This is a genomic window from Salmonella sp. NW1250 (assembly GCF_051812965.1).
In the GTDB taxonomy this organism is placed as follows: Bacteria; Pseudomonadota; Gammaproteobacteria; order Enterobacterales; family Enterobacteriaceae; genus Salmonella; species Salmonella enterica.
On the sequence record NZ_JAMNDD010000001.1, the window covers coordinates 143,496 to 156,997 of the forward strand.

The 13,502-nt window shown below is 54.1% G+C and carries 13 protein-coding genes; 6 read left to right on the forward strand and 7 right to left on the reverse strand.

The genetic code is table 11. The features are described from left to right. Positions 1 to 46 precede the first annotated feature (46 nt). Together NBA72_RS00790 and gapA are read right to left on the reverse strand one after the other, a co-directional pair. Positions 47 to 931 carry a D-hexose-6-phosphate mutarotase gene (locus NBA72_RS00790; protein WP_000608657.1) on the reverse strand — a complete coding sequence of 295 codons (885 nt, stop codon included), beginning with the start codon at positions 929 to 931 and terminating at the stop codon, positions 47 to 49. 334 nt (positions 932 to 1,265) lie between these two features. Then, positions 1,266 to 2,261 carry a glyceraldehyde-3-phosphate dehydrogenase gene (gapA, locus tag NBA72_RS00795; protein WP_000153505.1) on the reverse strand — a complete coding sequence of 332 codons (996 nt, stop codon included), beginning with the start codon at positions 2,259 to 2,261 and terminating at the stop codon, positions 1,266 to 1,268. A 341-nt stretch (positions 2,262 to 2,602) separates the two neighbouring features. Here gapA and msrB point away from each other — a divergent pair, with 341 nt between their 5' ends. After that, on the forward strand, positions 2,603 to 3,016 hold the full coding sequence (gene msrB / locus NBA72_RS00800; RefSeq protein WP_001519539.1) for a peptide-methionine (R)-S-oxide reductase MsrB: 414 nt from the start codon (positions 2,603 to 2,605) through the stop codon (positions 3,014 to 3,016). 41 nt (positions 3,017 to 3,057) lie between these two features. Further along, positions 3,058 to 3,336: a YeaC family protein gene (locus NBA72_RS00805; protein ID WP_001046864.1), complete on the forward strand. Its 279-nt coding sequence runs from the start codon at positions 3,058 to 3,060 to the stop codon at positions 3,334 to 3,336. A 350-nt stretch (positions 3,337 to 3,686) separates the two neighbouring features. On the opposite strand, the gene pncA is transcribed toward NBA72_RS00805, so the two are convergent. The 3 genes from pncA to sppA form a co-directional block, all read right to left on the reverse strand. Then, positions 3,687 to 4,343 (reverse strand): bifunctional nicotinamidase/pyrazinamidase, encoded by a 657-nt coding sequence (pncA, locus tag NBA72_RS00810; protein WP_000184707.1) that lies wholly within the window; start codon positions 4,341 to 4,343, stop codon positions 3,687 to 3,689. A 26-nt stretch (positions 4,344 to 4,369) separates the two neighbouring features. Continuing rightward, positions 4,370 to 5,386 carry an asparaginase gene (ansA, locus tag NBA72_RS00815; protein ID WP_001170134.1) on the reverse strand — a complete coding sequence of 339 codons (1,017 nt, stop codon included), beginning with the start codon at positions 5,384 to 5,386 and terminating at the stop codon, positions 4,370 to 4,372. Positions 5,387 to 5,481: 95 nt separating this feature from the next. Beyond that, positions 5,482 to 7,338, reverse strand: coding sequence for a signal peptide peptidase SppA (gene sppA / locus NBA72_RS00820; protein ID WP_001259884.1), 1,857 nt, complete (start codon positions 7,336 to 7,338; stop codon positions 5,482 to 5,484). 173 nt (positions 7,339 to 7,511) lie between these two features. Between sppA and NBA72_RS00825 the strand changes: the two genes are divergently transcribed. The 3 genes from NBA72_RS00825 to topB all read left to right on the forward strand — a co-directional run bounded on the left by NBA72_RS00825 (position 7,512) and on the right by topB (position 11,178). Continuing rightward, positions 7,512 to 8,063, forward strand: coding sequence for an NAD(P)H nitroreductase (locus tag NBA72_RS00825; RefSeq protein WP_000339313.1), 552 nt, complete (start codon positions 7,512 to 7,514; stop codon positions 8,061 to 8,063). 117 nt (positions 8,064 to 8,180) lie between these two features. Beyond that, positions 8,181 to 9,224 (forward strand): selenide, water dikinase SelD, encoded by a 1,044-nt coding sequence (gene selD / locus NBA72_RS00830; protein ID WP_001294888.1) that lies wholly within the window; start codon positions 8,181 to 8,183, stop codon positions 9,222 to 9,224. Positions 9,225 to 9,228: 4 nt separating this feature from the next. Next, entirely contained in the window at positions 9,229 to 11,178 is a 1,950-nt protein-coding gene (gene topB, locus NBA72_RS00835) for a DNA topoisomerase III (protein WP_042947452.1), read from the forward strand. A gap of 29 nt (positions 11,179 to 11,207) precedes the next feature. Here topB and gdhA read toward each other — a convergent pair whose 3' ends face one another. Continuing rightward, on the reverse strand, positions 11,208 to 12,551 hold the full coding sequence (gdhA, locus tag NBA72_RS00840) for an NADP-specific glutamate dehydrogenase (RefSeq protein WP_000372865.1): 1,344 nt from the start codon (positions 12,549 to 12,551) through the stop codon (positions 11,208 to 11,210). A gap of 238 nt (positions 12,552 to 12,789) precedes the next feature. Between gdhA and NBA72_RS00845 the strand changes: the two genes are divergently transcribed. Continuing rightward, entirely contained in the window at positions 12,790 to 13,065 is a 276-nt protein-coding gene (locus NBA72_RS00845) for a YnjH family protein (protein ID WP_000336848.1), read from the forward strand. Here NBA72_RS00845 and NBA72_RS00850 read toward each other — a convergent pair. Continuing rightward, positions 13,025 to 13,441: a pyrimidine (deoxy)nucleoside triphosphate diphosphatase gene (locus NBA72_RS00850; protein WP_000592136.1), complete on the reverse strand. Its 417-nt coding sequence runs from the start codon at positions 13,439 to 13,441 to the stop codon at positions 13,025 to 13,027. The genes NBA72_RS00845 and NBA72_RS00850 overlap by 41 nt on opposite strands. Between the last annotated feature and the right edge of the window lie 61 nt (positions 13,442 to 13,502).

The following is a 13,502-nucleotide window of genomic DNA, read 5'->3' on the forward strand; positions in this document are numbered from 1 at the left end:
GCTGACGCCTTTCAGATCCTATAGCAACGCCGTTATCCATTCACTTTTAGCGTTTAGCGACGCAGATAGTCTGCGCCAGACGAGAGGGTTTTTCTTCTGTGGCTTGTTGCGGCGCAGTAGCGTAAACCGTTTCAACGCAGACAAACGTTTTATAGCCGTCATCCGGCATGTCGCCCATGCTGACGGACAACGCCGGGCCAGGGTTCCAGCCTACGACGTTAAGGTGATGGTGGTGAACTACATCAATCGTGCGGTTTAATGTCGCATCGTGGATCACGCTACATGCTTCAGGATTGAGGTAAACGCGATCGGTACGGTCCGGAAAGGTTTGTATACCGTCGGCCAGGACATCTTCTTTAGCGTCGTTAACTTTATCAATAAACCGATCGCCGAGTCCGCTGACCTTAACGTTGGCGATGTCGCCAACGTTAAAATAGCTGTGGAGCGCGGATGTGGTTGCAAATTCGCCATGCGCTTCCAGTTCAATTTCACAGGTTTTGCCCACTTTAAAACGTGCCAGCAGCGTGAAATCGTGCGGCCAGTATTTCCGGGTGGCCTCACTGCTTTGCAGCTCAAATGTCAGCATTACGCCATTATCATCTTCATTATGCGCTTTTAGCGCCCACGGTAGATTACGCGCAAAGCCGTGTGACGGCAGACCCTGTTGAGCCGCAGGTCCAAACCAGGGCCAGCAGATCGGTACACCGCCGCGTAGCGCCACGCCGGTTTTGAAAGGCGTATTATTACTGAGCCACAATACCTCTTCCTCGCCAACGGGTTTCCAGGAGAGAAGGTGCGCGCCCTGTAATGCAAAAGAGGCTTTAACCTGCGGATGGTCAACGACGATCAGATCCAGGTCATCAAGCTGACGACGGGAAAGGACAGGGGTAAGCTGTTCGATAACCGGGAGGGCAAAAATTTTATTAATCATTACGCAATCCTCTTAACCCTAAATAATTCGAGTTGCATGACAAGGCGCTTGTGCCTTGACCAGTGCTTGCGCTGGCCCGTAGAGGCGAGGCCGCAGGCCGAGTAACGCGGCAAGTGAACGACAAATTCATCGGGAACGAACTTGAACAACCGTAGGTCATCTCCGGCCAGGGACATGGACATCCCTGATTCATCCCGATAAGTTCGACTTCCGTCAGTGATTCGGGTGAGAAAGCATAGCCAACACACCTGCAACTTGAAGTATGACGGGTATATCTTTAAGCAAAAAAAAGAGCGACCTGAGTCGCTCTTACCAATGACTGTGTCATCTCAACTTATTTGGAGATGTGAGCAATCAGGTCCAGTACTTTGTTGGAGTAACCGGTTTCGTTATCGTACCAGGAGACCAGTTTCACGAAGTTGTCGTTCAGCGCGATGCCTGCTTTAGCATCGAACACGGAAGTGCATACTTCGCCATTGAAATCGGTAGATACAACGTCGTCTTCGGTGTAACCCAGAACGCCTTTCATTTCGCCTTCGGCAGCAGCTTTAACAGCAGCTTTGATCTGCTCGTAAGTAGCCGCTTTTTCCAGACGAACGGTCAGGTCAACAACGGATACGTTCGGAGTCGGAACGCGGAACGCCATACCAGTCAGTTTGCCATTCAGTTCCGGCAGTACTTTACCTACCGCTTTAGCAGCGCCAGTAGAGGACGGGATGATGTTCTGAGATGCGCCGCGGCCGCCGCGCCAGTCTTTGTGAGACGGGCCGTCAACGGTTTTCTGGGTTGCGGTAGTCGCGTGAACAGTAGTCATCAGACCTTCGATGATACCGAAGTTGTCGTTGATAACTTTAGCCAGCGGCGCCAGGCAGTTGGTGGTGCAGGAAGCGTTGGAAACGATGTCCTGGCCTTCGTATTTGTCAAAGTTAGCGCCTTTAACAAACATTGGGGTGTTGTCTTTAGACGGACCCGTCAGAACCACTTTTTTCGCGCCAGCGGTGATGTGTTTACGCGCGGTTTCGTCAGTTAGGAAGATACCGGTAGCTTCAGCCACTACGTCAACACCAACTTCGTCCCATTTCAGGTTAGCCGGATCGCGTTCAGCGGTAACACGGATTTTTTTACCGTTAACGATCAGATGACCGTCTTTCACTTCAACAGTACCGTCGAAACGGCCGTGAGTGGAGTCATATTTCAGCATGTATGCCATGTACTCTGCGTCTAACAGGTCGTTGATTGCAACGATCTCGATGTCAGAACGTTTCTGAGCAGCACGGAAAACAATGCGACCGATACGGCCAAAACCGTTGATACCTACTTTGATAGTCATATATTCCACCAGCTATTTGTTAGTGAATAAAAGGTTGCCTGTAAAATTACAAAAACCTTACGCAGCGTCAAGCGGAATCGTGTCAATCATTGCGACAAATCAATCCTCTGCACAACCTTTGCGCGGCTGATTCGCCTCACTCTTCCTTTCGGCTTGAAACCACATGGGGGCGCCGCCCCGAATTTTAAAGGGCAACCGAGATAATAATGTGACATCAGTCACGATTCGTGAGCCGCCATTTCGCAATGATCAAGTTTAGAACAAAAGTTGGTACTGAGGTGTTAATGTTTTGTTAGAATCGGTCAGGCAATGTGAGCACGTTTAAAGTGAGATGTGAGCAAATGGCTAACCAACCTTCAGCAGAAGAACTCAAGAAAAAATTGTCCGAAATGCAATTCTACGTGACGCAGGATCGTGGCACAGAACCGCCATTTACCGGACGCCTGCTACATAATAAACGCGATGGGGTTTATCACTGCCTGGTCTGTGATACGCCGCTTTTTCACTCCCACACCAAATACGATTCAGGCTGCGGCTGGCCTAGCTTTTACCAGCCCGTCAGCGAAGAGGCGATTCGTTACATAGACGATTTTTCTCATGGCATGCAGCGTGTCGAAATTCGTTGCGGTAACTGCGATGCGCATCTCGGACACGTTTTCCCGGACGGGCCGCAGCCAACCGGTGAGCGCTATTGCGTTAACTCGGCCTCGCTGGCCTTTTCTGACGAGAAAAACGGCGATCAACTGAAAGGCTGAAAAAACGATTCAGCAAATTATTCCACAGGAGCGGACACATCATGAATCTTGATGAGATCATTAACAGCATGACGCCGGAAGTGTATCAACGTTTATCCACCGCCGTTGAGCTGGGTAAATGGCCGGATGGCGTGGCGTTGACGCCGGAACAGAAAGAAAACAGCCTGCAACTGGTGATGCTATGGCAGGCGCGGCACAATACCGAAGCGCAACATATGACGATCGATACTCACGGTCAGATGGTGATGAAAAGCAAGCAGCAGCTCAAAGCGGATTTCGGTATTACGTCAAAGCCGATTGCGACATTGAAAATGCAGTAACGGCAGCCGGATAAGAGGTAGCCGCCATCCGGCGGTTTCATTGCCAATGCGTTGTGCTTACCGGGCCTGCACATTGCTGTCAGGCACAGGCCCGCCATATTTTTACCCATTACGCTTAATGTCCAGCGAGTCCGCCAACTGTTTCGCTAACTGATTATTGTCATTGGCGGCCTATTCCCAGAACATTGCGCCGGCCAGCACGCGCTTTTTAATCTGTTTTGTTAGAAGCGCTCTCCAGCCTGCGTTGAGCTTTGCCTGGTAGCGACGCTGACGTGACGTATCCGGCCCAAAGATCTATGCAATGGTCTCACCGTTGCGTGATGTATTGACCGGATACGATACCTGCTCCGCTACCTGGCGACAGCCTGGCCCTGCGTCTCTTCCCAGTCTGCCAGCGTATACAGCGTCGCGCCTGCCGCCGCCATCTCCATAAACGCGTGTGCGCTATCCTGCGGGTGAATATTCACGCCGCGACAGCCATCGGTGATAACGTTAACGGCATAGCCCAACTCTAGCGCATCCAGCACCGTAAATTTTACGCAGTAATCGGTCGCCAACCCCATCACGATAAGCTCGGTAACGTCATGCTCGCGAAGCCAGGTATCAAGGGTAGTTTTCTGCCGATGTTCGTTGTCAAAAAACGCGCTGTAGCTATCAATCAGCGGGTTTTCACCCTTATAGATGCAGGCGTCAATCGCATGTTGGTTAAGCAGGGGATGTAACGCCGCGCCGTCGGTATGTTGAACGCAGTGATCCGGCCAGAGCGTTTGCGGCAGCCCGTCCAGCTTTCCCTGACTATAGGGTTCCGCCTGATGCTGGCTGGCGAAGCTGCCATGCTGCGCGGGATGCCAGTCCTGGCTGGCCAGCACCGGAATCTGCCGGGGCTGGCACCAGTCAATAAGAGCGTTGGCGATGTCGATGGTGCTGTCGCCTTCCGCTACAGCCAGCGCGCCGCCGGCGCAAAAGTCATTTTGCAAGTCGACCAGTAATAAGGCCCGGTTTGTCATTATCTTCTCCTTGTCGTCGGGATTTTTTAATCATCCGGCGTCAATTCACCACGCAAGTTTTGCGCCATCGCGCTACGAATCGCCTGAGTGTCCAGGCCCTGGCTTAACAAATAATGCAGTTTGGTTAAGGTGGCTTCGACGGTCATATCGGCACCGCCAATCACGCCAGCGTGCGCCAGCGCATTACCGGTAGCGTACCCGCCCATATTGACTCGCCCTGACATGCATTGCGTCAGGTTAACCACCACGATGCCGCGCGAACTGGCCTCTTTCAGCTCCTGTAAAAACGCTTTATTTTGCGGCGCGTTGCCTACGCCATAAGAGCGCAGAATCAGCGCTTTTACCGGCTGACGCAGAAAGTTACGTACTACCTCGGCGGAAATCCCCGGATAAATCGTCACTACGCCTATCGGCTGCGGCGTAATAGGGTGAACGATTAATTCACCAGAACCGTAGGGCGCGGGAGGCGTATTTAAACGGCGAATGTGAATTCCTGCTTCCAGCAAGGGCGGCAGATTGGGAGAGGCAAAAGCGTCAAACCCATCCGCATGGGCTTTGGTCGTGCGATTACCGCGGAACAGACGATTATTAAAAAACAGCGTTACTTCATTAATAGGGTAGTTGGCGGCGACATAAAGCGCATTCAGCAAATTAATTTGCCCGTCGGAACGCAGCTCAGCCAGCGGAATTTGTGACCCTGTCACAATAACCGGTTTACCCAGATTTTCCAGCATGAAAGAGAGCGCCGATGCGGTAAACGCCATCGTGTCGGTGCCGTGCAGAATAACAAAACCGTCATACTCATCGTAGTGCGCTTTGATATCTGCAGCGATATGCTGCCAGTCTTCCGGCGTCATATCTGATGAATCCATCAGCGGGGCATATTCATGGATGGTAAAATCCGGCATCTCCGGGCGGTGGAATTCCGGCATCAGCGCCAGCTGACGCTGAAGGTGCCCGGACACCGGGATATACCCTTTATCTGAGCGCTGCATACCGATAGTACCGCCGGTATAGGCAACGTAAATTGATTTCTTTTGCATGATAATGTTCAGTCGTGTCGCGAAGGACGTATTAATGATTATCGGATGGCGGCTATGAGCAGACGCCGCCATCCGGTATGGCTATTGATGAAGCATTAGCGAACGTTCGCGCAAGTCAAACAGAACGCATAACGGTTTTGCGGATCGTTAAATGCCGCTAGTTTATCCCCCTCGGCCTTCACCGTGTTGGCGGCGGAAACGAGCGGCGCCGGGAGCATCGCCTGAATGGCCTCCGGCAGCATGGCGCGTACTGATCCGGTCATACTGTCCATGACCATATCAAGGACCGTCGGTTCGTCCTGATAGTAATCAAGATGCCACTGTTTCAGTTTCGCCAGCTCCGCCGCTTTGGCGACGGCGTCGTCAAAGTCGCCGAGACTGTCCACCAGACCATTGGCTTTCGCGTCTTCTCCGGTCCAGACATGGCCTTGTGCGATTTTATCAATCTGCTCCGGCGTACGCTTACGCGCGTCTGCCACCAGTGTGATAAAGCGTTTGTAGCCGTACTCAATACTGAGTTGCATCATCTGCTGCACTTCCGGTGACAGCGCTTTGGTCATCGAAATATCCGCCAGCGGCGAGGTGGAAACGCCGTCGCTGTGTACGCCAATCGACGACAGGCTGTTTTCTACCGTATTGATGACGCCGAAGATGCCAATTGAACCCGTCAGCGTGCTGGGGCTGGCCACGATATAGTTTGCCGGCGTAGAGATCCAGTAACCGCCGGAGGCCGCCATACCGCCCATTGAGACCACCACCGGTTTGCCAGCCGCTCTTGCCGCCGCCAGTTCGGCGCGGATAACTTCGGAGGCGTTGACGCTACCGCCTGGACTATTGACGCGCAGCACAATCGCTTTCACTTTAGGATCAAGGCGTGCGTCGCGGATCTGCGATGCCGTAGTGTCGCCGCCGACATTCCCTGGCGTTTCTTCGCCATCCATAATCGCGCCATTGGCGAAAATAACCGCAATAGTACCGCCGGTATCCGCAGGCGTTTTCAGCGAATAATCGTAATAGCTGATCGCGCGATAGTTATTTTCGGTTTTGCTCCAGCCAAACTGCTTCGTCAGCGCTTTTTCAACATCTGCGCTGGAGGCGAGGGCGTCCACCAGTTTATGGTCGAGCGCATATTTGGCGGTGTCGCCGCCCACGCTGGTTAACCCGTCGATAATAGCCTGCGCGCCGGGGAAGAGTTGTTGCGGCGAAATCTGGCGATTGGCGGAAACGGTATGCAGGTAGTTCTGCCACAGTTCGCCTATCCAGCGGCTGTCGGCCTCGCGGGCGGCGGGCGACATATCGTCGCGGATAAACGGCTCGACGGCGGATTTATAGGTGCCGACCCGGAAAACGTGGGTAGAGACTTTCAGTTTATCCAGCAGCGTTTTGTAGTACAGGCCATTCGTAGCGAAGCCGTGAAGATCTACCTGACCCTGTGGGGAAAGCCAAATTTTATTGGCGAAACTGGCGAGGTAATACTGACCCTGGCTGTAGTTTTCACCCACGGCGAAAACCGGTTTGCCGCTATCGCGGAATTCGCGCAGCGCTTTACCGATATAGCGCATTGACGGCTGATCGGCGCCGGTGAAGTTTTTCAGATCCAGAACGATACCCGTGATGTTACGGTCATCTTTCGCCTGACGAATAGCGTTGACGATGTCAAACAGGGAGTTTTCCTGCAGACGGTCGGAGCTGGCGCCAAATAACTGGCGTCCCAGCGCGCCCAGACGGTGATTGGTGGAGGGTTTATCCACAATGACGCCGGAAATATCCAGCAGCAAAGCGCCGCGCGCCGTTTGCTCACTGTTGCTGCCGTTACCGATCTGCATCCAGATCCCAACGCCCACCAGAACCAAAAAAATAAAGAACAGGTTGAGTACCATTTCACGGACGAGGTTCAACACTCGCCACGTCCATTTAAAAAATCCGGCAATAAATCGCCACAGGGTTCGCATGTATTCTCCCTATCTGAGTAACAACGCTTATACCTTGGTGAGGATAAAGCATTAAGATGTGGCTATCGTAATGACCCATCAGGCAGTTGTCAGCAGGAATCACTGCCTGCGCTGTAACAAAATCCGCTCCCGTGTTAATTTTGTGAATAAATATCATTGCTGGAGTTAATCAAATGGATGCACTAGAACTGCTGGTCAACCGTCGTAGCGCCTCTCGTCTCGCAGAACCGGCGCCTGTCGGCGAGCAATTACAGAACATTCTGCGGGCGGGAATGCGTGTTCCCGATCATAAATCTCTACAGCCGTGGCGTTTTTTTGTGATTGAAGGAGAGGGGCGCGACCGCTTCAGCGCCGTGCTTGAACAAGGCGCTGTCGCTGCCGGGGGCGATGAGAAAGCGATCGAAAAAGCGCGTAATGCGCCGTTTCGCGCACCGCTGATCATTACCGTGGTGGCGAAATGCGAAGAAAACCATAAGGTTCCAGTGTGGGAGCAGGAGATGTCTGCCGGATGCGCGGTGATGGCGATGCAAATGGCGGCGATTGCGCAAGGGTTTAATGGTATCTGGCGTAGCGGCGCATTAACGGAGAGCGCTATCGTGCGGGAAGCCTTTGAGTGCCGCCCGCAGGATAAAATTGTTGGTTTTCTCTATCTCGGCACGCCGCAGCTCAAAGCGTCAACGACGATCAGTACCCCCGACCCCACGCCGTTTGTGCGTTATTTCTGACGCTGAGGGATAAAACTGTCTGGATTCTGAGCAAAGGCGCGGTAATTCAGACAGTGATACTTACCACATCAGGGAATGAGCGCTACCATAGCGCGAATGCAATGACAGGAGATGTCCATGAGCGAGCAAGCCATTCGTTTAACGCAATACAGCCACGGCGCTGGTTGCGGTTGTAAAATTTCCCCTAAAGTGCTGGAGACTATCCTGCATAGCGAGCAGGCGAAGTTCGTCGACCCGAACCTGCTGGTGGGTAATGAAACCCGCGATGATGCGGCGGTTTACGATCTGGGTAATGGCACCAGTATTATCAGCACCACCGACTTCTTTATGCCGATAGTCGACAACCCGTTTGATTTTGGCCGCATTGCGGCAACAAACGCCATCAGCGATATTTTTGCGATGGGCGGCAAACCGATTATGGCGATCGCGATCCTTGGCTGGCCGATTAATACCCTGTCGCCCGATATTGCGCGTGAAGTGACCGAGGGGGGGCGTTTTGCCTGCCGTCAGGCCGGTATCGCGCTGGCGGGCGGACACTCTATTGACGCCCCGGAGCCGATCTTTGGTCTCGCGGTCACAGGCGTAGTGCCGACCGAACGGGTGAAGAAAAACAGTACCGCGCAGGCGGGATGCAAACTCTTTCTGACCAAACCGTTGGGGATTGGCGTGTTGACCACCGCCGAGAAAAAATCGCTGCTTAAGCCTGAACATCAGGGGCTGGCGACGGAAGTCATGTGTCGGATGAACATTGCTGGCGCGGCGTTTGCCAATATCGACGGCGTAAAAGCTATGACTGACGTTACCGGTTTTGGCCTGCTGGGGCACCTGAGCGAGATGTGCCAGGGCGCAGGCGTGCAGGCGCTGCTTTGCTATCAGGACATCCCTAAACTGCCGGGCGTGGAAGAGTATATTGCTCTGGGCGCCGTACCGGGCGGCACAGAGCGCAACTTCGCCAGCTATGGTCATTTGATGGGCGACATGTCGCGTGAAGTTCGTAGCCTGCTGTGCGATCCGCAAACGTCAGGCGGTCTGTTGTTGGCGGTAACGCCGGACGCCGAAGACGATGTTAAAGCCACCGCGGCGGAATTTGGTATCGATCTGACCGCGATTGGCGAACTGGTCGAGGCCCGCGGCGGTCGCGCTATGGTTGAGATTCGTTAACCTGATGCGGTTGTTTATTGCCGAAAAACCGAGTCTGGGGCGCGCCATTGCGGATGTGCTGCCAAAACCGCACCGTAAAGGCGATGGTTTTATTGAGTGCGGAAACGGGCAGGTCGTCACCTGGTGTATTGGTCATTTGCTGGAACAGGCGCAGCCGGATGTGTATGACAGCCGTTATGCGCGCTGGAATCTGGCTGACCTGCCTATCGTGCCGGAAAAATGGCAGCTTCAGCCTCGTCCTTCCGTCACCAAACAGCTCAATGTGATTAAGCGCTTTTTGCATCAAGCCGGTGAAATTATTCACGCCGGCGACCCGGATCGCGAAGGGCAGCTTCTGGTTGATGAAGTGCTGGATTATCTCCAGCTTCCTGCCGAAAAGCGCCAGCAGGTGCGGCGTTGTCTGATAAACGACCTTAACCCGCAGGCGGTCGAGCGTGCTATTGACAGGCTGCGGGCGAACAGCGACTTCGTGCCGCTGTGCGTCTCCGCGCTGGCGCGAGCGCGAGCGGACTGGCTGTATGGCATTAATATGACCCGCGCTTACACGATCCTGGGCCGGAATGCCGGCTATCAGGGCGTGTTATCCGTGGGACGCGTGCAGACGCCGGTACTGGGGCTGGTGGTGCGGCGAGACGAAGAGATTGAGAACTTCGTCGCCAAAGACTTCTTTGAAGTGAAGGCGCACATCGTTACGCCTGCCGACGAGCGTTTTACCGCTATCTGGCAGCCGAGCGAGGCGTGCGAACCTTATCAGGATGAAGAGGGGCGCTTGCTTCATCGTCCGCTGGCGGAGCATGTAGTGAACCGAATCAACGGTCAGCCCGCGCTGGTAACCAGTTATAATGATAAACGGGAATCAGAATCCGCGCCGCTGCCGTTTTCGCTCTCGACGCTACAGATTGAAGCCGCTAAACGCTTTGGCCTGAGCGCGCAAAACGTGCTTGATATTTGTCAGAAGCTATATGAAACCCACAAACTGATTACCTATCCGCGTTCCGACTGCCGTTATCTGCCGGAAGAACACTTTGCCGGACGGCAGGCGGTCATGAACGCGATTAGCGTCCACGCCCCGGATTTACTGCCGCAGCCTGTGGTTAACCCTGATACGCGCAATCGCTGCTGGGATGACAAAAAAGTGGATGCGCACCACGCGATTATCCCGACGGCGCGCAGTTCTTCTGTCCATCTGACGGAAAACGAAGCGAAAGTGTACACCCTGATTGCGCGTCAGTATCTGATGCAGTTCTGCCCGGACGCGGTGTTTCGTAAATGCGTTATTGAACTGGAAATCGCCAAAGGAAAATTTGTCGCCAAAGCGCGTTTTCTGGCGGAGGCCGGTTGGCGGACGTTACTGGGCAGTAAAGAGCGCGACGAGGAAAACGACGGTACGCCGCTGCCGGTTGTCGCCAAAGGTGATGAGTTGCTGTGTGAAAAGGGGGAAGTGGTCGAGCGCCAAACCCAGCCGCCGCGTCATTTCACCGATGCGACATTGCTTTCCGCGATGACCGGAATTGCCCGCTTCGTGCAGGATAAAGATCTGAAAAAGATCCTGCGCGCGACCGATGGACTGGGGACGGAAGCCACGCGCGCCGGGATTATCGAACTGCTGTTCAAACGTAGCTTTCTGACCAAAAAAGGGCGCTACATTCATTCTACCGATGCTGGCAAAGCGTTAATACATTCGCTGCCGGAAATGGCGGCCCGTCCAGATATGACCGCGCACTGGGAATCTGTTTTGACGCAAATCAGCGAAAAACAGTGCCGTTACCAGGATTTTATGCAACCGCTGGTCGGCACGTTATATCAGCTGATCGAGCAGGCTAAGCGCACGCCGGTGAAGCGCTTCAGAGGGATAGTCGCGCCAGGCGGTGGAGAAAAGAAAAAGAGCGCGCCGCGTAAGCGAGCGGGCAAAAAAAGCCCGCCTGCTGAGGAGACAGGCCGTCAGACCGAATAAGCGTAAAGCTATCTGGCCTGACGACGGGATTAAATGACGCCCTGCGCCAGCATGGCGTCGGCGACTTTCACGAAACCGGCGATGTTGGCGCCCTGAACGTAGTTGGTATGCTTATTGTCGCCGCCGTACTCGACACAGGCGTGGTGGATATCCAGCATAATGTGATGCAGACGGGCGTCCACTTTCTCGGCTTTCCAGCTCAACCGCGCGGCGTTCTGCGCCATTTCCAGCCCCGATGTCGCCACGCCGCCCGCGTTGGCGGCTTTACCCGGCGCAAACAGTACGCCCGCCTCAAGGAAGAGATCGGTCGCTTCAATCGTGGTTGGCATATTTGCCCCTTCCGCCACGGCTTTTACGCCATTGGCAATCAGTACGCGCGCGGCGTCAACGTCCAGTTCGTTCTGCGTCGCGCATGGCAGGGCGATATCCACCGGTACGCTCCAGGGCTGCTGGCCTTCCAGATAGGTTAAGCCAAACTCACGGGCGTAGTCAGCGACGCGACCGTCACGGCTGGCTTTAATTTCACACAGACGCGCCAGCTTCTCTGGCGTGAAGCCACTTTCATCGACCACCGTCCCGCTCGAATCCGACGCGGTAACCACGCGCGCGCCAAAGGCCATCGCTTTCTCAATGGCGTATTGCGCGACGTTGCCGGAGCCGGACACGGCGACGCGCATCCCTTCGAAACCGAGACCATGACGTTTAAGCATCGCTTCGGTAAAGTAGACCAGGCCATAGCCCGTCGCCTCCGGGCGAATCAGGCTGCCGCCGAAGGAAAGCCCTTTGCCGGTGAAGACGCAGGCGCTGTTATTGGAAAGCTTGCGCATCATTCCCGCCATAAAGCCCACTTCGCGCCCGCCCACGCCGATATCCCCGGCAGGCACGTCGGTATCCGGCCCTAAATGGCGATACAGTTCAGTCATCAGCGCCTGGCAGAAACGCATCACTTCGCCTTCGCTTTTCCCTTTCGGATCGAAATCGCTGCCGCCTTTACCGCCGCCCATCGGCAACGTGGTGAGGGCATTTTTAAAGGTTTGCTCAAAGCCGAGGAACTTAAGGATGGAAAGGTTTACCGAAGGATGGAAGCGCATACCGCCTTTATAGGGGCCGATAGCAGAGTTGAACTGCACACGCCAGGCGCGATTTACCTGCACCTGGTTTTTGTCGTCCAGCCACACTACGCGAAACTGAATTACGCGCTCTGGTTCAACCAAACGTTCCAGTAAAGACATGTGGCGGTAACGGGGGTTTTGTTCAAGAAACGGCCACAGGGTGGTCATGACTTCACGGACGGCTTGCGCGAACTCGGTTTGATGCGGGTCGCGCTTTTGTACATGGTTGAGGAACGATTCCAGAGAACATGTCTGATCCATAGATATAAAAACCTCTTATATATTAATGTGGTTGTATTTGCGTTTTATCAGAATATGTATTTGCAGTTTTCGACTATACCATCAGCAATGTGACGGTAAGCAAGAAAAAAATGACGCTGCTAAGTAAATTCATAACGGGGCGAGGGTCATAACTAAAAGCGATGACAAAAGAGGATTAAAGTTTTCACGGCGGCTTACCGTTATACTGAGAATATACTTAGAAAAATAAGGAACTCCTATGTGCCGAAGCCTCGTGGTCGCCGTGATGGCGATAATGCCAATGGTCGGGCTGGCAAACCAGAACAGTCGTCCTGATATTCAGGTGAATGTCCCGCCGGAAGTTTTCAGCACGCGCGGTCAGTCGTCCCAGCCCTGCATTCAGTGCTGCGTTTACCAGGATCAGAATTACTCCGAAGGCGCAGTAATAAAAGTGGAAGGCGTCGTGCTCCAGTGCCAGCGTGACGAAAAAACCATCAGCACGAATCCGTTAGTCTGGCGTCGCGTAAAGCCATAAACGCCTGCAATAGCGGAATATCCGCCGGGGCGAGGGGGTACTCCAGCGCCTCTTCCGGCGTACACCAGGCTAATGCCTGATGTTCCAGCGCACGTATCAGACCGTTAAACGCAGGCACATGCCAGGCGTGCAAATGAATTCGTCGGCCAGACACGTCGCGTTGATGGCTGGCGATATAGACGCCGGGCGTGGCGTCAATCCCTAACTCTTCGCGTAGCTCGCGGATAAGCGCCTGCGGCTGGGTTTCGCCGGGTTCGACTTTACCGCCGGCAAACTCCCATAAACCGGCTTGATCCGCATGAGCTGGGCGCTGGGCCAGCAGAATTTTGCCGTCGCGTTCAATGATGGCGGCAACAACATCGAGTTTTTTTATCATTGTCGTTAAGGTCGTTATTCCTGCCGGGAAGCGTCGCGCTATCCCGGCCTTACGGTTAATC